This window comes from Protofrankia sp. Cj5, assembly GCF_917627405.1.
GTDB lineage: Bacteria > Actinomycetota > Actinomycetes > Frankiales > Frankiaceae > Protofrankia.
Genome location: NZ_CAKJTO010000042.1, coordinates 23,734 through 41,892, shown reverse-complemented (window position 1 = coordinate 41,892; position 18,159 = coordinate 23,734). Strand labels below are relative to the sequence as shown.

General features: G+C 65.3%; 13 protein-coding genes and 1 pseudogene. 5 read left to right on the top strand and 9 right to left on the bottom strand.

Features of this window, described 5'->3' with window-relative positions:
* A pseudogene (locus MJ777_RS11415) lies at positions 1-565 on the bottom strand (hypothetical protein); the annotation flags it as partial.
* Positions 566-867: 302 nt separating this feature from the next.
* Here MJ777_RS11415 and MJ777_RS11410 point away from each other — a divergent pair.
* Together MJ777_RS11410 and MJ777_RS11405 are read left to right on the top strand one after the other, a co-directional pair.
* Positions 868-1,575 (top strand): M50 family metallopeptidase, encoded by a 708-nt coding sequence (locus tag MJ777_RS11410; RefSeq protein ID WP_239345051.1) that lies wholly within the window; start codon positions 868-870, stop codon positions 1,573-1,575.
* A gap of 385 nt (positions 1,576-1,960) precedes the next feature.
* Positions 1,961-2,458: a hypothetical protein gene (locus MJ777_RS11405; protein WP_239375883.1), complete on the top strand. Its 498-nt coding sequence runs from the start codon at positions 1,961-1,963 to the stop codon at positions 2,456-2,458.
* Between the two features lie 100 nt (positions 2,459-2,558).
* Here MJ777_RS11405 and MJ777_RS11400 read toward each other — a convergent pair whose 3' ends face one another.
* Entirely contained in the window at positions 2,559-4,205 is a 1,647-nt protein-coding gene (locus tag MJ777_RS11400) for a glycosyltransferase (protein WP_239375881.1), read from the bottom strand.
* Between the two features lie 681 nt (positions 4,206-4,886).
* Between MJ777_RS11400 and MJ777_RS11395 the strand changes: the two genes are divergently transcribed.
* Positions 4,887-5,771 carry a NifU family protein gene (locus MJ777_RS11395; protein WP_239309173.1) on the top strand — a complete coding sequence of 295 codons (885 nt, stop codon included), beginning with the start codon at positions 4,887-4,889 and terminating at the stop codon, positions 5,769-5,771.
* A 74-nt stretch (positions 5,772-5,845) separates the two neighbouring features.
* On the opposite strand, the gene MJ777_RS11390 is transcribed toward MJ777_RS11395, so the two are convergent.
* Positions 5,846-9,325 carry a BTAD domain-containing putative transcriptional regulator gene (locus MJ777_RS11390; protein ID WP_239375879.1) on the bottom strand — a complete coding sequence of 1,160 codons (3,480 nt, stop codon included), beginning with the start codon at positions 9,323-9,325 and terminating at the stop codon, positions 5,846-5,848.
* Positions 9,326-9,786: 461 nt separating this feature from the next.
* Between MJ777_RS11390 and MJ777_RS11385 the strand changes: the two genes are divergently transcribed.
* Positions 9,787-10,323 carry a hypothetical protein gene (locus MJ777_RS11385; RefSeq protein ID WP_239375877.1) on the top strand — a complete coding sequence of 179 codons (537 nt, stop codon included), beginning with the start codon at positions 9,787-9,789 and terminating at the stop codon, positions 10,321-10,323.
* 19 nt (positions 10,324-10,342) lie between these two features.
* Here MJ777_RS11385 and MJ777_RS11380 read toward each other — a convergent pair whose 3' ends face one another.
* The 5 genes from MJ777_RS11380 to MJ777_RS11365 all read right to left on the bottom strand — a co-directional run bounded on the left by MJ777_RS11380 (position 10,343) and on the right by MJ777_RS11365 (position 15,916).
* Entirely contained in the window at positions 10,343-12,769 is a 2,427-nt protein-coding gene (locus tag MJ777_RS11380) for a phosphoketolase (RefSeq protein WP_239375875.1), read from the bottom strand.
* 121 nt (positions 12,770-12,890) lie between these two features.
* Positions 12,891-13,190, bottom strand: a complete 300-nt coding sequence (fdxB, locus tag MJ777_RS11375) for a ferredoxin III, nif-specific (protein ID WP_239309165.1) — start codon at positions 13,188-13,190, stop codon at positions 12,891-12,893.
* 327 nt (positions 13,191-13,517) lie between these two features.
* Complete coding sequence (locus MJ777_RS11370; RefSeq protein ID WP_239345042.1) at positions 13,518-14,909, bottom strand: cytochrome P450; 1,392 nt, start codon at positions 14,907-14,909, stop codon at positions 13,518-13,520.
* 78 nt (positions 14,910-14,987) lie between these two features.
* Complete coding sequence (locus MJ777_RS22725) at positions 14,988-15,119, bottom strand: hypothetical protein (RefSeq protein ID WP_255724045.1); 132 nt, start codon at positions 15,117-15,119, stop codon at positions 14,988-14,990.
* A 167-nt stretch (positions 15,120-15,286) separates the two neighbouring features.
* Positions 15,287-15,916 (bottom strand): YdcF family protein, encoded by a 630-nt coding sequence (locus tag MJ777_RS11365; protein WP_239309226.1) that lies wholly within the window; start codon positions 15,914-15,916, stop codon positions 15,287-15,289.
* 743 nt (positions 15,917-16,659) lie between these two features.
* Here MJ777_RS11365 and MJ777_RS11360 point away from each other — a divergent pair.
* Positions 16,660-17,391, top strand: coding sequence for a WD40 repeat domain-containing protein (locus tag MJ777_RS11360; RefSeq protein WP_239375873.1), 732 nt, complete (start codon positions 16,660-16,662; stop codon positions 17,389-17,391).
* On the opposite strand, the gene MJ777_RS11355 is transcribed toward MJ777_RS11360, so the two are convergent.
* Complete coding sequence (locus tag MJ777_RS11355) at positions 17,388-18,023, bottom strand: malonic semialdehyde reductase (protein ID WP_239309157.1); 636 nt, start codon at positions 18,021-18,023, stop codon at positions 17,388-17,390. The two genes, MJ777_RS11360 and MJ777_RS11355, sit on opposite strands and share 4 nt — an antisense overlap.
* Positions 18,024-18,159: the final 136 nt, after the last annotated feature.

Genomic DNA, 18,159 nt, shown 5'->3' with positions numbered 1-18,159 from the left:
GGCCACCGCGCCGGCCGAACCGCCGACCGCCTCCCGCCGCGGGCTGCGCCGCCGTCGGCAGACCCGCCGGCCCGGCCGCCGAGTGGATCTCGGGCCGGCCCGCGCCAGCCCACCAGGGCGCGTCAGCCCCCGCCGGCCCGAGCACATCCATGGATGTGTCCGCGGGAACGGCGCGGATCAGCGCGACCACATCGGCAACCGACGAGGCCGAGCCGACCATCTGCGGCCGTACCTGAGCACCCAGATCCGGCGGGACATCAACGCCCGGGGGCGTGACCAGCACCAGGCGGGCGTCGCCGGGACGGGCCACAAGAGCCGCCAGCAGCTCCCGCTCATAGATCGTGGCAACAATGATCGGCTGGACCAGCCGTTGCGGCCGCGGCTCGCTCAGGCCGTCGTCGGCCACACCGGTTGACGGTTGCTCCCCGAACCGGTTGTCCCCAGGCTGGTCGTCCCCGAATGGTGGTTCAGCCGACGGTGGCAGGACCTCGTAGCCGGGTCCGAGCGCGCCGGCCATCGCCCCCGGGTCGGCGGGCAGACTCGGACTCAACCACACGTGTGTCATGTGCATACCGTGGCGGTCACGCCTGAGGGGAAGCTTTCGGAAACCTTGGAATGTCCTGTTGGATCGCGGCACCCCCGCTGGAGCACGGCCCCAGCGCCGGAGCACAACGGCCCGCCGCGCACAAACCTCGAAGGATCAGTGATCTCGCCAGCCGGCGCGACAGCGGCTGACCAGCTCGCCCGCGGCCTCCCGCCGCGCGAAAAAATATTCAGTTGTCCATCCGGCGAAAAAATTATGTGATTAGCACATCAGCAGCGCCAATATTGATGAGCAAATGCGAATCGTGTCGTGCCGGGGGTGCCATGAACAACGGTAGTAGCAGCATGGGCCTGACGATGATCGTCGCGGACAGGGTTGGCACGCCGTTATGGATTATCGTGCTCACCGGCCTGGCCGCCCTCGCGGCGGTCGTGCCCACATGGACCTGGCACGGCAGCGGCCACCTCGACACGATCGCGCACGAGGGCGGCCATGCGCTCGTCGCCTACCTCCTCGGACGCTGGGTCCTTGGGGTATGGCTGTTCTCGGACACGTCAGGCCTCACAAGCACATATGGGCGGCGCAACCGGTTCGCCGAATTCCTCATGCTGGCAGCCGGTTACACCGCATCATCCGGGCTCGGGCTGGGAGCGGCGGCCCTGCTGAATGCCGGTCACATCACCGCGACGCTGCTCCTTGCCCTCCTGGCGCTGGCGGCGCTTTTCCTCGTCACCCGAAACGGCTTCGGAAAAATGATCGTCGCCGGTACCGGCACCGTGGTCATTCTGGTACTGCATTCGGCCTCGGTGGGCACGCAAAGTGCGCTCGCGTGTTTCCTCACCTGGTTCCTGTTGCTGGCCGGGCCACGGTCCGTACTCGACCTGCACCGAGCGCACCGGAAAGGAGCATGGTCCTCGGACGCGGACGCGATGGCCGAGATCACTGGCATCCCCGCCATAATCTGGATAGCCGGCTTTGGCGTGTTCACCGTCCTGTGCCTGTTTCGCGGCACATACCTGTTCCTCGGCTGACGCCGGCTCCTTCGCACGATCTTTCGAGATTTTTGAGATCAACAGCTGGAACATGGGCGCATGACCACAGCGGATCAATCGTCGGTCCAGCGGTGTCTCGTGATTGACATCTCGACGGTGATGTTGTCCATAGCGGCGGCCCGAGCCCGGCATACAGGGACTCTTCCACTGATCACCCCCTCTTTACGGTCAGCCGACAGCCTGGTGTCAGATGTGTTACATGGGTTACGTGCGTCAGGACGGGTAGAGCTGTTCCATGGCTCGACAACGGAGGGGTCCGACAGCCCAGCGCGCACCGAACGTCACACGCCGACGGAACACCAGATACACACGGAACGGCACACACCGCATGTCACGCATCCGGCCCGCCGCTCGGGCAGCACGGATGACCCGCCCACCAGTTTCTCAGCTGCTCTTCGCCGCGACCGCGATCGCGGCTGTGATTGTCATGCCCGCCGACGCACTGACGGCATCCTCCTCGGCGCCACCTACGGTGCCGTCCAACATCCAGGCCACTCCAGCCACAGTGCCAGCCACCGATATAACGGATATAAGAGACAGATCGGCCGCCACGGCGCCGGTCGGGAGCGCTGCTCCATCCACTGATGAGCAGATCACGCGGGCGGTACGGACGAGCCCGTTGCTCGGTGAGGTTCCCCCGGACGGCATCCAGGTGGTCGACGTCCGCGTATCCAGGATCGACCCGACCGTCGCGGTTGCCCATGTCGTGCCAGCCAGTGGTGAGACCGACCCAGCGACCGCCCTGCTACGGCATTCGGGCAGCCACTGGGCCGTCGTCGAGCTCGGTACGGCCGGCGTCGGCTGCGACAGTCTCAGCACGGCGGTCCAGCAGGAGCTCGGGCTCGTCTGCGAGCTTTTGTAAGCTTTCGCGAGCTTTCACACCAACAGCCGCCCCGTCCGGGCTGGTCCGGACCAGCCCGGACCAGGCCCAGGACGCCAGCGGATGATTCGGTCCAGCCCGATCAGTTGGCGAACGTCAACACCGACAGCAGGGCGACAGCAAGAATGATCGTGCCACGTATCGGTACCTGCCAGCGCTCAACCGCCGCACGTCGCTCACTGACCGCGGACAGCGGACCAGCCAGCATCATCAACATGATCCCGGCCCACACCAACGCGAACACCGGACGACCGGGGCGTGCGTCGAAGGCATAGATGATGATCGATGCGATCAGCATGAGCGCAAAAGTAATCTGCGGCAGGACCAGCACGGACATCGTCGGCTGGAACACTTTCTCGGTCGTACCGGAGGAACGCGGCCGGTAACCGAACGCAACCCACAGGAACGCGATCAGATACAGCGGGGCAATGAACAGTGAACTCGCGACCGTTCGGGCCGCGGGCCTGCCCCCCGCATAGGCGACAATGAAGAGCATCGAACTAAGCAGGTAGGGCAGGCCGAAGAACAGGTAGGCCTCTTCAGCGGCACCGGACACCAGCCGCATCCGGAAGATCACAGACATCGGTGGGCCCACCAGAAAAACCATCTGAACTGTGGTCAGGAGCGGGCTGAGGCTGGTGTGCAGGTAGTGCGCCCGCTGCCAGCCCCGCAGGCCTGGTTTGCGCAACGGGTTGTCGAAAATTAGCAGGCGCATATGGTCCATCGCCCATCGCAGACGCTGCTTGGCGTAGACGGCGGCGGTCGCCGGCGCTGTCCCGATCGAAATCGGCCGGGCATGGTAGACGCTGGACCAACCACGCGCGTGCAGTTCGTAGGATGTCTGCACATCTTCGACCAGATTCCATTCGCTGAATCCGCCAGCCGACTCGAGAGCCGACCGGCGGTACAGGGTCCCGTTGCCGCAGGAGAACGCGCTGTTGTCACGGTCCTTCGCCGGCTGGATGGAACGGAAGAGCATGGGATCAGCGTTGTTCAGGACATCCGCGCGACCCGTGTCAAAACACTGGGCAGTACAGACGAAACCGACTGCCGCGTCGCGCAGATAACCGACTATCCGCTCCCCCACGTCCGGCACCACCAGGTGATCGGCATCAAGGGTCAGAACCGCGTCGCCATTGGTGCGGGCCAGCGCGTGGTTGAGATTACCGGCCTTTCCCGGGGTCCCGTCGACGCGGGTGAAGCACGGTATGCCGAGACGTGCGGCGAGCGCGTCGATTTCCCGCCAGTTCTTCCGGCCGGCGATGCGGCCGTCATTGAGAACGTAGGTCTGGTGCGGGTAGTCGATCGCCAGGGCGAAACGCAGCGTCCGCTCGACCATCGACGCCGGCTCACCGCACACCGTCACGAACACATCAAGCGTTCCCACCGGCGTCCCGGCGTGGCGTACCCTGTCCGGGCGCATCCGGCCGATCATCACTGCCGTCCAGGCGACAGTTATGTAGCTGATCAACTCAGCGCCGTAGAAGAGGCGACCGAACGCGCCCGTACCGTCGAGCGTGCCCAGGCGCCAGATCAGGTAGATCCCGCCCAGCACAATGACCAGCGCACCGGCCACCGGTCCCAGGCGCCCGCCGACCGGGCCGCCCGCCAACGTGTCCCAGCGGTGTCGTGCGGGTTCGTCCGTCGGCACCCGCGGCCGAGGCACCCATGGCGCGAAGCCGTCGGGAGCCGGCGCGGTAGCGTCGACGGGCGCTGCGTCGCGAGCCATACTTGCCACCTTTCAAAAAGATTTGCCTACTGCCAGGAAGAATTTAAATAACGGTCGCCGCGCCCAGTGACTGCCGCCGGCCAAAGCGGGTAATTTATGGAATACGGGCGTTTTCTATCAACGGGTCACCGGCCATGCGGGAATCCGTTGCGTCCGACCGGAAAAATATTAATCAATACGCTGCTCCAGGCTGGTGCCGACCGGGCTGGCGCGACCCGGAATGCAGCCTGTTCGCCCCGACAATGGCCGGCAAGAGGGACGGTTCAAGCACAGGGTAACCTCTTGACCGCCTTTCGTGACGACTGCGGCCGCGACTGGCTCGGGTACACCCGATATTGGCCGGCAATGGGGTGATTTCCCCCTCGGTGGCCGGCCGCCACGCCCGGCATGCTTCGGCGGAATTGTTCACCACGCCAGCAAACGAGCCGCTGGCCACCTACGGGATGAAATGTCCAGAAACTGACCGATGTGACCAGCATGACGGCCGGCTCGGCGGCCGGCAGGTGACAGCCGTCATATGCCCGACCGATTTCGGCGGTGACCCGTCAACCTTATGGGATCGTGAGAAGGTACCCACGGTCTTGTCCAGACCCGGCCGAGGGGGAACCAGCCGGTCAAAGAGTACGCGATCACAATTCTTTTCATGCGGCCGGCTGCCCCAGAGGACCTAGGAGTCCAACGATGAGCAGCACTCGGCCGATCGGGCCGCAGCGGAACGAACCCAGCTTCGACGCGCTGTCGGAGGCCCTGGATGAGGCGGCAACCGCCGTCCAGAACCTGGAACCCACCGCGCGGCAACAAGCCGAGCAGCTCCGCCACGCCGTCGAAGCCCTCCATGGCAGCGGGATCAACGCCATCGTCCGGAAACTGCGCGCCGACCCCCGCGGCCGCGAGCTCCTGTTCGAACTCGCGGATGATCCTCTGGTGCATCTGCTCTTCTCGATGCACCACGTCATCCAGCCCACGCCGGTGACCGAATCGCTGCACGCGCTCGACAAGGTACGGCCCTATCTGCGTGCCCACGGCGGGGATGTCGAACTGATCCGGATCGACGGGGATACAGCCTTCCTGCGGGTGAACGGTACCTGCAACAGCCGCGCCCTGACCGGAGTCACGCTGCGTGAAGTAGTCAAGGACGCTCTGGTCGGCGGGGTCGCATCCATCGCGCGGGTGGTGATGCTCGCGGGTGAACCGCCCCCGACGCTCATCCCGCTGGGTCCCGTCCGCACCCGCGACGGCGGCTGGGTCACGGTCGGTACGACCATGGAGCTCTCCCGCCAACAGATCACCGCGCTACATCTCGAGCGAGCCGACGGCGCCGAAGCCGATGTAGTGATCATAAGTATGGACGATCAGCTGATCGCCTACCGCGACACCTGCGCCCACCAAGGCCTCCCCATCAACGTGGCCCAGCTGGACCCGGCCACGGGCACCCTCACCTGTCCCCGGCACGGCTTCTGTTACGACGCGCGGTCCGGCGCCTGTCTCAACGCGCCGGGCGCGCGGCTGGAGCAGCTTCCCCTGCGGATCGATAACGGTCAGGTGTGGATCCGGATCGACAGATAGATCGACGGATAACCGGTTGGGGCGCGTGCCCCAGCGCCGCGACGCCGCGTCTCCTGTGCCGGTCGCAGACCGCCTCACAGGTCGAACGGACGGCTCCCGGCGGTCCACAGCTGTGTGAACTGCTGCTCGACGAACTGCGCGAACGTCGAATCAACCGGAACCTCATACTGCGTGGTCCGGGATGATGCGTCGCTCATCGGAAGCGTCGCGACCAGCGCGCGGGCGTCCGACCGGTAATACGCGACGGTGGACGCCGCCCGGTAGACCCGCACCGCGATGTGTTCCCGGTCCGAGCCGGTCAGCCCGTCGACGAAGCTCCGAAGGCACCGCAGATTCGCCTGGACCAGTCCAGAGACATCGTGCGACATGCCGATCTCCCGGGTGCGCTGGACGTCCGCGGGCGAGTCGGGGTCCAGCAACATGATCTGAACCAACGCACCCCGGTCAAGGGCGCGCAGAAGCGCACCGAGAAAGGAATCCCGCAGCCGGTCCTCGAGGAGCTCTGTCCAGGTGGAGAGAATCCGCACAACATACTCACTCGCCGCAACCCGCTGAATGAACCCATCATGATCAAAATGGTCGAGGACACGTTCCGTCGCCGGCTCAAGCCGATCACCCGGGCCGCGTATCAACCAGTTACGGACCTCGGACTCCTCCGCACCATCATGATCATTAAATAATGCCAGCGCCTGGCTCCACGACGCCCGCGCCTGTAGATCGTCCTTCCGCCAGTAATGCAGCCTGCCCCGGCGGGCAAGGGTTCTCGCCTGGTTCAGCATGTCGCCACGTTCCTGGAAAATGGACAGGCAGGCGTCGTAACAGCCGAACGCCTCGGGATCACGACCCCGTCGGCTGTGGGCGTCACCCAGCAACAGCAGCGCCTCGGCCCGCAACGGCAGATGCCCCTCCGCCTGAAAGAAACGCTCCGCCGCACCAAGCATCCCGATGGCGTCGTCCACCCGCCCGGTTCGCAGGAAGGCGGAGCCGAGGGCCATCCGGGCACGCTCGACCGCAAGCTGGTTGCTTGTCATCTCGCAGTAACCGACCGCAGCCTCCAGGCAGGACAACGACTCGGCGGGACGAGCCGCGGCAAGATAGGCCCGACCGAGGGTTTGGAGCGTCCGCGCCACACCGAACGTCACACCGAAGTCACGAAAAAGATTCCTGCCGATACGAAGATGATCAATAGCCTCATCGATCCTGCCGTCTTCTGTGTCCAGTTCGCCCAGGTTACGGCGCGCCGCGGCCTCGCCGATCGGCCAGGCTGTCGAGATAAACAGCGCCAGGCTCGCCTCGAACAACCTTCGCGCGCCGGCGCGGTCACCCTGCAACCGGCGCAGCAGCCCGAGATGGCGGCGCACGTTCGCCTCGGCCACCTGGCTGCGCTGCCGCCGGGTGGCCGCGAGAGCCGCCTCATGGGTCCGGTGCCAGAACGACCAGTGCGAGCCGATCTCGAAGAAGTCGACGAGCGCGGCGCTGAGCAGCCACGTCATCTCATCGAAGCCTTCAGCCTCAGCCTGTTCGACGAGAGCGACCAGGCTCTTGCTCTCGCGGTCGAACCACTGGATCGGACGCCCCGTAACGGATTCGATCATTCCGTCCTCGGCCGGTTGCCACCGCGGCACAGACTGGCGTGGGACGATCGGAATACCGATGTGCAGCCGCTTGGCGGCCTCCTCCGCGCAGGCCAGATACATCTCCAGGACCCGTTCGAGCGCGGCGGAGCGGTCGGCGGGGCTGTCCTCCTGCGCAAGGCGCTCACGCGCAAACAACAACAACAGATCATGAAAACGATACCGAGACTCGCTTCCATTACTGGCACGACGTTCGAGAAGCTGCCCAGCCGCCAGCTCCTCAAGCAGCTCGGAAGCCTGCCGCACATTCTGATCAAGAAGGGCCGCCGCAGCCAGCGGCCCTACATCCTCCGTCTCCAGCACGGACAGCAGACGGAACGCTCGCCGGGTCGCCGCTGGCAGCTCCCGGTAACTCAGGTCGACACTGGCCCGCACTTCAAGATCTCCGACCCTGAGCACGTTCAAACGCGCAACCTGGAGATCCTCACGCAGCGAGCGGAGGTGCGTGTCCGGCCGCTGTTCGAGACGCGCCCCCGCGATGCGTACCGCCAGCGGCAGAAATCCGCACAGCGCCACGATGGTGCGGGCCTCCTCGGGTTCGGCTTCGACCCGCGCGGCACCCGCCACCTTGGCGAGCAGGGTGACGGCACCGGCGGAGTCGAGGACGTCAAGCAGGAGGTGATCCGCGTCCAGACTCGAAAGCGCACGCCTGCTGGTGATAATGACCCCGCAGGATGCCGCGCCCGGAATCAGCGGACGTACCTGTTCGGTATCCGTCGCATTGTCCAGGACGACGAGCAGCCGCTTGCCGTCGAGCGTCGAACGGTACAGCGCCGCACGCACTTCATGATCATCTCCTATTTGCTCACGCGGCACCCCCAGGCCGAGGAGAAACGACACCAGAACCGTCGACGGCTCAGCCGGCGAGTCGGGCGTGGCCTGTAGATTTATGTAAAGGATGCCGTCGGGGAAGCGAGGCCGGAGCCGATGGGCGACGTGAACGGCGAGCGCCGTCTTGCCGACACCCGCCTGCCCGGCTATCGCCGAGACAATCACGCCCGCGCCGCCTGTTTCCGCACCGACGTCAGCCGTTTCGAACAAGGTGAGGAGATCCGCGACTTCCTTTTCGCGGCCGGTGAAGTTTCTTGTCCCGGTGGGAAGCTGATACGGCACGGGATGACGCGCCGCGGCGACGAGCCCGACCTGTTCAACTGGCGGGACCCAGCGCAGGGACGGTTCGTCGGCAAGGATCGCGCGCTGCCTTTCCCGGATCGCGGTCGGTTCGATTCCGAGATCGCGGGAACGGCGCAACGCATCCAGGCAGACAGCGGCGGCATCCTCCCGGCGACCGTCGCGGTAGAGGGACAACGACAAATCCAGCTGTAGCCGTTCGTCGGCCGGGTTGTCGGCGAGCAGCCGCCGCAGGATCGGAACCAGCGGCCCGTGCCGACCAGCGGCCAGATATGCGGCCGCTCTTTCTTTCTCCGCGTACAGGCGAAGCTCACGCAACCGGGCCGCATAACGTTCGACAAAGGGGCGCGTTTCAAGATCTGATAATGGCTCTCCACGCCAGAGCGCCAATGCCACGTCCATCCGGTCGGCGGCGCTCGCCGCGTCTTTGGAATCCAGCAGCCGCCGGGCCTGTTCCACCCAGCTGAGGAAAACCAGCTCGTCAAGCTCCTCCGCCCCGACGTGCAGAACGTATCCGCCGGCGCCCCGCGCCAAGGGCTGCCCGTTGGACTGGCCCAGCACCCGTCGAAGATCCAAGATGTGCACCCGAAGCCGATGCAGGAGCTGGCGCCGACGCTCGTCATACCAACCGTCATCGCCCTGCATGGCTCGCAGCAGCTCCCGGTCAGGGATGGGACGGTTCGCCTCGGAGAGCAGAGCCGCGAGCAGCAGGCGGCGCTGCGGACCACCGATCGGCACCTGCCCGGCCTCGCCCACCACCTCGAGCGATCCAAGAACCCGAAACTCCATGTCATCCTGTTCCACAAAACAACACATGTCGCCAATTGGGTGATCCCAATGCCTCGGATACCATCATGAACCAGTATGCGGGATCTGTCTGTGACAACTTGAAGCAAAGTCGTGACCAGCAGGGTGTGCAGTCGCATGTCCGACAGGACGCAACCCCGGCACCGTCAGCGGTAGCAGTGTCAGCGGTAGCACTGACCAGATCCTGACCACGCCCGCGCATCACCCACGCGGCCGATTACGTATTTTGACGGAGTCGAACAGCCGAGTAGCCACAAACTGGACAACAGGCGACCAGTCAAGCCATCATCGCCCGCGCGGTGTCACACCCACCAGGGCCAAGCTGGCCCTGGTCGTTCACCCAGGTGCCGCGTTCACGCTCCTGACCAGCTGCTGACCAGCTGGTCTTTCAATGGGAACCGACGGGCGAGCTTCCCGAGACGACCCGGCAGGAGGGCAACATGATGACAGTTCACTCCGACTGCGCGATGGTGCCAGAATTCGCGTGGCGGGCGGTCACCGTGACCGGGGACCAGTTCGCGCTCCACGTTGACGACGAGACAATCATCCGGATGCGGGAAGAATGGCGTGCCCAGGGCCGGGTGACATGCAGGGCCCAAAAACATCTGATGGTCGTGGAAAGCAGCCACGGCGGCCTTCGGGTCACTGCCGAGTTGACCGGCGACGTACTCGCGGTGCTCCAAAAAGGACGCGGGAACACCCTCGTCAGGCTGACCGGAGACCGCTGGCTACGTTGGATCACACCCAACTGGCGGGGTTTCGCTCGAGGCTTCGTCACCCATACAACCAGCGCTCCCCGGACCGACGGGCACAACGTCGTTCTGTTCGCCCGGGACGGGATTGCGATTGTGCTCGGCGGCCACCGGGTCCTGCTCAGCTCGGCTGACGGAGCCCCGGCCTTTCATGAGTACGATCTTCTCCTGACTCTCGGCTGGTTCCTCATCCTGGTCGACGCTCCAGCCGTCCCGGTGGCCATCTGATTGCCAGTAAGCAAAGACGCTACATGCGCGGTGCGCGTGGCCGCCCATGGTCGCCCGGCCAGGTCCAGTCGCGGACTTCAGGCAGGTCCTCGAGATGTTCGGTGATGTGGGCCTGATGACGGGCGAGCTGGGTCTCGCAATGGGTGACGAGCCGGTCAGCGCCTCGCGGGGTGGTGCGGGCGAACTCGATGGCAAGGCGGGCGAGGTGGTAACGGCTGACACCGTTGCGCACGACCATGTCGAACGGGGTGGTGGTGGTGCCTTGTTCCATGAAGCCGCGGACGTGGAAACGTTGCGGATTGGGCCGGCCGTGCAAAAGCTGGTGGATCGCGCGGCTGTAGCCGTGGAAACCGACGACGACGTCGGTTTCGTCAGTAAACAGGGCGCGGAACAGCGGAACGGAGAAGCCATGGGGGTGCAGGTCCGCGCGAAGCAGGGCCATCAGGTCGACGATATTGACGACACGGACGGTGAGGCCCGGCGTGAACTGACGCAGCAGGTCAGCGGCGGCGAGGATCTCCATGGTGGGGACGTCCCCGATCCCGGCGAGGACGATGTCGGTGCGGTGCTCGCCGCCGTCGCTGCCGGCCCATTCCCAGACCGAGCCGCCGCGGGCACAGTGTTCAGCGGCTTCGTCCGCGGAGAGGTACTGCAGGTGGGGCTGTTTGTCCGCGACGAGGAGGTTGACGTGGTCGCGGCTGCGTAGGCAGTGATCGGCGACCGAGAGCAGGGTATTGGCGTCCGGCGGCAGCCAGATCCGGGCGATGCCAGGGGACAGGGGGACGACGGTGTCGATGAGCCCCGGGCCCTGGTGGGAGAAGCCGTTGTGGTCATTACGCCAACAGGTGCTGGTCAACAGCACGTTCAGGCTGGGTACCGGTGCCCGCCAGGGCAGCCGGGCGGCTTCCTGTAGCCACTTGGTGTGCTGGATGAGCATGGAGGCGGAAACCATCGCGAACGCCTCGTAGGTGGCGAACAGGCCGTGCCGGCCGGTGAGCGTGTAGGCCTCCAGCCAGCCCTGGCACAGGTGCTCGGAGAGCACCTCCATGACCCGGCCGGATGGGGAGACCCGGTCGTCGTGCGGGTCGGTCGGGGCGACCAGGCAGCGGTCGGTGACATCGAGGACGGCACCGAGCCGGTTGCTGGTCAGCTCGTCCGGGCTGAACACCCGGAAGGTGGTGGGGTTGTCCCGGTAGACGTCGCGGAGCAGGTCGCCGAGCGGCCGGGTGGTTTCGTGGATGACCTTCCCACGAGTTTCTGGACCGACCGTGATCGCGTGGGCACGCCAATCCGGCAGCCGTAGCGCCACGGCGCGCCGGCCGCCGTTAGCGTAGCTGGTCGCCCCCAGCCGCTTGTCGCCGGTCGGTGCGAGCACGGCGAGATCGGCGACCAACCGCCCGTCCGCGTCGAAATGCGAGTCCGGGTGGTAGGAACGCAGCCACGCCTCCAGCTGAGCCAGCTGGGCCGGCTTCTCCCGAACAGCCGCCAACGGCACCTGATGGGCACGGAAGGTGCCTTCCATCGCCACCCCATCGACCTGTTTCGGGCCGGTCCATCCCTTCGGGGTCCGTAACACGATCATCGGCCAGCGCGGGGTGGCGGTCACCACCGCGCCTGGGGCGCGGGCGTCGTCCTGGATACGGCGGATCTGGCTGTAAGCGGTGGCGAGCCTGGCCGCGAAGTCCCGGTGGACCTGGTGGGCGTCGCTCCCCTCGACCCAGGCCACCTCATAGCCGTGGCCGGCAAAGAAGGCGGTCACCCCGGCCCGGTCGAGGCGGCCCAGCACCGTCGGATTCGCAATCTTGTACTGATTGAGGTTCAGGATCGGCAGCACCGCACCGTCACGGGCCGGGTTGAGGAACCGGATGCCTTTCCAGCTTCCCTCCAACGGCCCGGTCTCGGCTTCACCATCACCGACCACTGCCGCGACCAGCAGGTCAGGGTGGTCGAACGCGGCGCCGAAGGCGTGCACCAGGGCGTAGCCGAGTTCGCCACCCTCGTGGATCGACCCTGGCGTCGGTACGGAGACGTGGCTCGGTACCCCTCCGGGGGTGGAGAACTGCCGGACCAGCCGGGTCAGGCCCGCCAGGTCCCGCGACACCTGTGGGTAGATCTCCGAATAGGTGCCTTCCAGATAGGTGTTGGCGACCAGTGCCGGGCCGCCGTGCCCCGGCCCGGCCACATACAGCACATCCTGCCCAGTCTCCCGTACCAACCGGTTCAGCTGGGCATACACCAGGTTCAGCGCCGGGGACGTACCCCAGTGACCCAGCAGCCGAGGCTTGATCTGCCCTGGCTCCAACGGCTCACGCAGCAACGGATTGGTACGCAGATAGATCTGCGCCACCGTCAGATAATTAGCAGCCTCCCAGTACCTTACCAGCCGACTGAGGGACACCTCGTCCAGATCCGGAATACGTCGATCCGTGGATGCGGTAACAGTCACCCACCTAGCTTCCTCCAGCACGGGACGTTCCGGCCAGCGGGCGGATCGAGTGTCTGTCGGTGTCCGGCATAGCCACCCGATCCGGCCGCATCTCGACGGCGAGCTGACAGCCGCCGGCTGGTCAGGCCGCTTCCGCCGGCGCGTAGGTGTGACAGCGCGGCGCACATACCCGGACGCAGGCGGCACAGCCGATACAGTTGCCGGCAGTCTCGATGGTCATAACCTTACGCTCGATCTCCTGCTCCTCGTCGAAAGGATCGACCAGCTCATCGTCTTCGTTCAGGCCCATCAGCTTCAGTACACCCTGACCGCACACCTTGAAGCAACGACCGCACCCGATGCACTTCTCTCGGTCTATCGCCATTATGTAATGAGGCACCCACGGACTCGCGTCACGAGTGGCAAACTGAATGTGGCTCATATAAATTCTCCTAGGTTTTCTGAGGTCCGCGGGCGCGCGCGGACCCATCTCAGCGTGAATGACTCAGGTGGCCGGCTCCCCAGCCTTGGTCTTGATGTCGTCGAGTTCACTCGCCGTCGCCCGTCAAGAACATGTGGCCGTTCAAGGATATGTCCGGCGCCGCGGCGCATACCCCGATCGTGCCAGAAGGCCACAATCACCGGTCCGCTCGGCCTCGGGCAAAGCGCCGAGGAACCCGGTCCGGCGTGCCGAACGGTCCCGGCCACGCCGCGAGGCCTATGGCCGGAACAGTTCTTACCGCCGGGACGCATGGCCCCCGGCGCCCCATCAGCGGCGCCGCCGGACAATGATCGGTAGACCGTCACGCGGCCGCAGAGTCACCAGCGGCTGCGGTACGATCTTCAGACCGACAGCGGGTTCGAACGCCCACCGGCGACAGATCGTGGCGAGAGCCAACACTCCCTCGGTTTGGGCGAAGCTGTTGCCGATACACTGATGCGGGCCGCCTCCGAAGGGGAAATAGGCATACCGCGGCCGGTCCGGGTCGATCCGGTCCCCGAGCCAGCGGGCCGGATCAAAACGCTCCGGCTCCGGCCACCACTGTTCGTCACGGTGGACGACCCACTGGCAGAGAAGCAGCGTCGAGCCGGCCGGCAGGCGATAGCCTCCAATGACACGGTCTTCCAACAAATAGCGGCCCATGCCCCACACCGGTGGATAAAGCCGCATTGACTCGGTGAACACCGCGTCGGCATATGGCAGCCGCGGCAGGTCCGCTACCGTTGGCCGCCGGCCGGACAGGACGGTGTCGAGTTCGGCATACAGCGCCGCCGCAATCTCAGGATGCTCTCCGAGCAGATGAAAAGTCCAGGTCAACGCGTTTGCGGTGGTTTCGTGACCGGCAAGCATGATAGTCAGGATCTCGTCGCGGACCTGCGTGTCGTCCATGCCCTCGCCGGTCTCGGCATCGCGGGCTGTCAGCAGCAGTGAGAGCAGGTCCCGCCCGCTCGCCCCAGTGGCACGGCGGCGCTCGATAAGATCGTAGACGACCCGGTCAAGAGCACGGCGAGCGTTACGGCGGCGTCTGGGCCCAGGCAGCGGCAGCCTCTCCAGCGTCTCGAAACCGGCCCGCACAGCCTTCCGAGTGACCACCATGTTCTCACTGATAGCTGTCCGGATGACAGCTACCTCGTTACTGTCGACATCGACGTCGAACAGGGCTCGGGTAACCATCGCCAGCGTCATCTCGATCATCTCGTCATGCAGATCAAGATATTGGCCATCCGTCCAGGAATCAGCCCGATCGTCCGCTGTCGCGGCAAAAATCTCCCCGTATTCAAAAATCCGTTGACGGTGAAACATCGGCTGCATGAGCCGGCGTTGCCTGCGGTGCCACTCCCCCGCGCTGGTCAGCAGCCCCCGCCCGAGCACCAGCGCAAGAGGCTCCACCACTGTCTGGCGGGAACCGAAGCCACGACGGACAACGCCTCGGGCGAATGCCCGGCTCGACCCGACGAGGACGTCCGCGATAACCGCCGGGTCCGCCACGAGGTAAAGCGACATCGGCCGCGAGGAGATCCGCGCGACCGGGCCGTACGTCCGATGCAGATGAGTGAGGCCCGCGAGCGGATCGGGGCGTAGCAGTCTGCCGGCCGCACGCGGGCCACCGGCCAGCCCCGGGACGGTTTCCGTGCCTTTCAGCACGAAAACCGCCAACACCGACACTGCTGAACAACAACAGCCGGAGCAATGGCCATGGCGGACCCTCCTCGGGATCGTGGGCGGGGGCAGGGGCACTCAACCCGGCAGGACGACCAGCAGACCGATCTTCACGATAATCGCGATCTCGGCACCGCGGTCCGAGACACTGGCCACGTCCACGCCGGGCCTCAGGGATGGCCCGAGTCCGGACCGAGCACCACCGGACACCCAACGATCACTGAAAGTAAAACATTCACCGCCCGCCTACAAGGCAGCCACAACCAGCGTACGGCCAAAAATCATGTAAACAATATAAAAATTTACTTCTCGACCGTCGCCACCAGCCGTGTGAACCCGCCCACCGACCTTTGAAGCCGCCCCGCTCGGGGACGTGTTCACACGGCTGGTGGCGCGACCCCTGCCGGGGTCGTCCGATGGAAGAGCTGATAAAACCGGTAAGCAACGCCTTCCCGAGCAATGTAACGAAGCTGCGTACCGAAGCCACGGGTGGACGGGCCAGTCCTTACCGGTGACGTAACCGCGTCAATATCAAGGTCACGAGCGATCGTTCGTGACCGCAGCGAATGCCACGGATCCGTCACGATCACTGCGCTTCGCCATTGATGCTTCGCCATGGCCACCGCTACCGCCCGCAACGATCCCAAGGTGTCCCGCCCCTCTCCTACGGGCATCAGAGCGGTCACCGGAACGCCACGGGAGGCCAGGTAGTTCGCGCCTGCCTGCCCTTCGGTGTAAGCATCCCCCGCCTGCGCGCCGCCGACCGTCACGACCAACGGAGCCACTCCTTGGCGGTACAGGTCAAATGCGTGGTCAAGGCGCGCCGCAAACACCGCGGAAGGGCGTCCGTCGTATTGGGAAGCACCGAGCACCACCAGCACATCCGACCGGCGCTGGTCGTCCGAAATCCCCACCGTCCACACCTGGAGAAGACTGGCCATGGTAATCATGGACCCGGCGAACAGAAGGACAACCGCTGCTTGGGACAACAGAAAATGCCAACGCATTCGAAGCCGCCGCGACACAACGCCCGCGTCGGTTTGGGGCAGATATACGACCGCGGCATCCGGCTGGATGAAATCGGCCTTCCCGGCCATCAGTAACCCCCCTTTGATCTGGACGCCGTGCTCGATTATCATCATGGCGGGGATCCGCTCGTCACCCCTCCAGTAAAATCGATAACGCGAGATATATACCCTGCATCCACATTCATTGAAACCTGCATCCAGCCGCCTACTCGGCGTTCGTTAATATCGACTGCAATTACCTGAGGCCGCTCCACCGCAATCAAGAAACTACTAAAAGTAATATATTGATACTCACGTGAAAACGAGTCACCACCCGAGGGCTCCCATACCGAGGCGCCGCGCCGCCTCCCCGACGGGACAGCTGCGCGGCACGGTCAGTCTGGCCACGGTGATGACAGTACGGGTGAACATCGAGCGTACTCAGGGAGCAGCGGAGGGACGCGGCGTGGTGCGGGTTGAGGCATCGCCACCCACGGTCCGGGTATCAGGCGTGCCCCACAGCGACCTCACACCATCCAATGTATTGATCTCTGCCATGGGGCCCAAAGTGATCGACTTTGGTATGGCGCACACGACGGAACTCACCACGATCAGCGGTGGACATCTTCGCCTGGGGCAGCGTCGTCCTCCACGCGGCACCGGACGGCTTCCGTTCGGCCAAGGCCCGACCGACGTGTTGCTGTACCGGGCCCTGCACACCAGGCCATGCCTCGAGGGCCTGGATGACGAGCTACGTGTGCTTGTCGAAGAAGCCATGCGCAAAGATCCGACGAGCGGCCCAGCGCGCAGAACCTGCTCGTACGCCTCCTCGGTCATCCAGCAGGAGACGGGCTGTTCTTGCCGGGCTGTCCGCGCTCGTCCTGGCGATTAGCGCCGTCGCCACGGTGGCGACGTCACGGTCGGCCCCCGACCGGTCACTGGACGCCTCCCACTGGCTCACCACGGAAGCAGGCGCGCTACGTCCGCAAAACCCGGCGCTGGCCGCCCGGCTCAGCCTCGCCGCCTGGAAACGGTCCCCAACGCCCGCGGCCCGGCTCGCGCTGATCACATCCTTCGCCCGGCCTACGGCCATACCGGTGACCATGCCCACGGCGTCTGTCGCAACAGCCGCGCTGAGCTCGGATGGCCGGCTGCTCGCGGGCGCCGGCTCGGGGCCGGGCTCCGATCGCACAGTGGCCGTGTTCGACGTCACCAGACAAGCCGGGGTGACGCCCGCAGCTACGCTCAGCGAGCGAGCTGGGCAGGCCAACAGCCTGGCGATCAGCCCGGACGGACGTCTGCCGGCTACCGCGGGCCCGGACAGCACCTGCCGCCTCACCGATATCTCCGACCCGCACCGGCCATCTCCGCTGTCCACGTTGACCGGGCATATCAGCCCGGTCAACAGCGTGGCTTTCGGTCCGGACAGCCATACCGTCGCGACCGCGAGCGATGACCACTCAGGGTCAGGTTAGAGGACGGAGACGACCTGCTCGTAGTCCAGCCGTGGGCTGCGGCCGAACCACGGGTTCTCCCCGGGCTTGCCAATATTGATCACCGCGAGAGTGCGCAGCGGCTGGTCCGCGAAAAACTCCTTGTCGACGGCGGTGGCATCCAGGCCCGTCATCGGACCGGCCGCGAGCCCCGCGGCACGGATGCCCAGGATGAAGTAGCCGATCTGCAGGCCGGCATTGAAGCGCGCGGTCTGCTCGCGCGCGACCGGCTCGGTGAAAAAATCCCTGGCGTTCGGCAGATGCGGGAAAACCTGCGGGAGGTTTTCATGGAAGTCGATATCCGCGGCCACGATGGCGACCAGCGGAGCAGAGCGCGTCTTCGCCTGGTTACCCGGGCTGAGATGCCGTACCAGCCGTTCCCGCGCCTCGGGCGAACGAACCAGAATGATCCGCAGGGGTTGGGTATTCATACTGGTCGGCGCCCATTTAATCAAGTCATAGATAGCACGGACCTGCTCGTCAGAAACGGGATCATCGCTGAAGGTGTTCGCGGTCCGGGCCGTACGGAACAGCAGATCCGCAGCGGCGGCGTCCAGCATCAGCGCGTCTTCGGTCGCGGCGATGTCACCGGTAGCGATGTCGGTGATGGTCATGGAGGTCAGGACTCCTGATGGTCGAATGGTTGCCATGCGGCCCAGCTACGTAATTGAACACGCAACTATGCTTCCGGTATCCCAGCCCCAGTGTGAGCTTTGCCTCCAGAACGGCTTCGACCAGCACGGCGACGGC

Excerpts from the sequence above, each read along its gene's own strand:
- MJ777_RS11410 (WP_239345051.1), top strand. The coding sequence starts at position 868 with ATGAACAACGGTAGTAGCAGCATGGGCCTGACGATGATCGTCGCGGAC.
- MJ777_RS11405 (WP_239375883.1), top strand. The coding sequence starts at position 1,961 with ATGACCCGCCCACCAGTTTCTCAGCTGCTCTTCGCCGCGACCGCGATC.
- MJ777_RS11400 (WP_239375881.1), bottom strand. The coding sequence starts at position 4,205 with ATGGCTCGCGACGCAGCGCCCGTCGACGCTACCGCGCCGGCTCCCGAC.
- MJ777_RS11395 (WP_239309173.1), top strand. The coding sequence starts at position 4,887 with ATGAGCAGCACTCGGCCGATCGGGCCGCAGCGGAACGAACCCAGCTTC.
- MJ777_RS11390 (WP_239375879.1), bottom strand. The coding sequence starts at position 9,325 with ATGGAGTTTCGGGTTCTTGGATCGCTCGAGGTGGTGGGCGAGGCCGGG.
- MJ777_RS11385 (WP_239375877.1), top strand. The coding sequence starts at position 9,787 with ATGACAGTTCACTCCGACTGCGCGATGGTGCCAGAATTCGCGTGGCGG.
- fdxB (WP_239309165.1), bottom strand. The coding sequence starts at position 13,190 with ATGAGCCACATTCAGTTTGCCACTCGTGACGCGAGTCCGTGGGTGCCT.
- MJ777_RS11365 (WP_239309226.1), bottom strand. The coding sequence starts at position 15,916 with ATGCGTTGGCATTTTCTGTTGTCCCAAGCAGCGGTTGTCCTTCTGTTC.
- MJ777_RS11360 (WP_239375873.1), top strand. The coding sequence starts at position 16,660 with ATGACGAGCTACGTGTGCTTGTCGAAGAAGCCATGCGCAAAGATCCGA.
- MJ777_RS11355 (WP_239309157.1), bottom strand. The coding sequence starts at position 18,023 with ATGACCATCACCGACATCGCTACCGGTGACATCGCCGCGACCGAAGAC.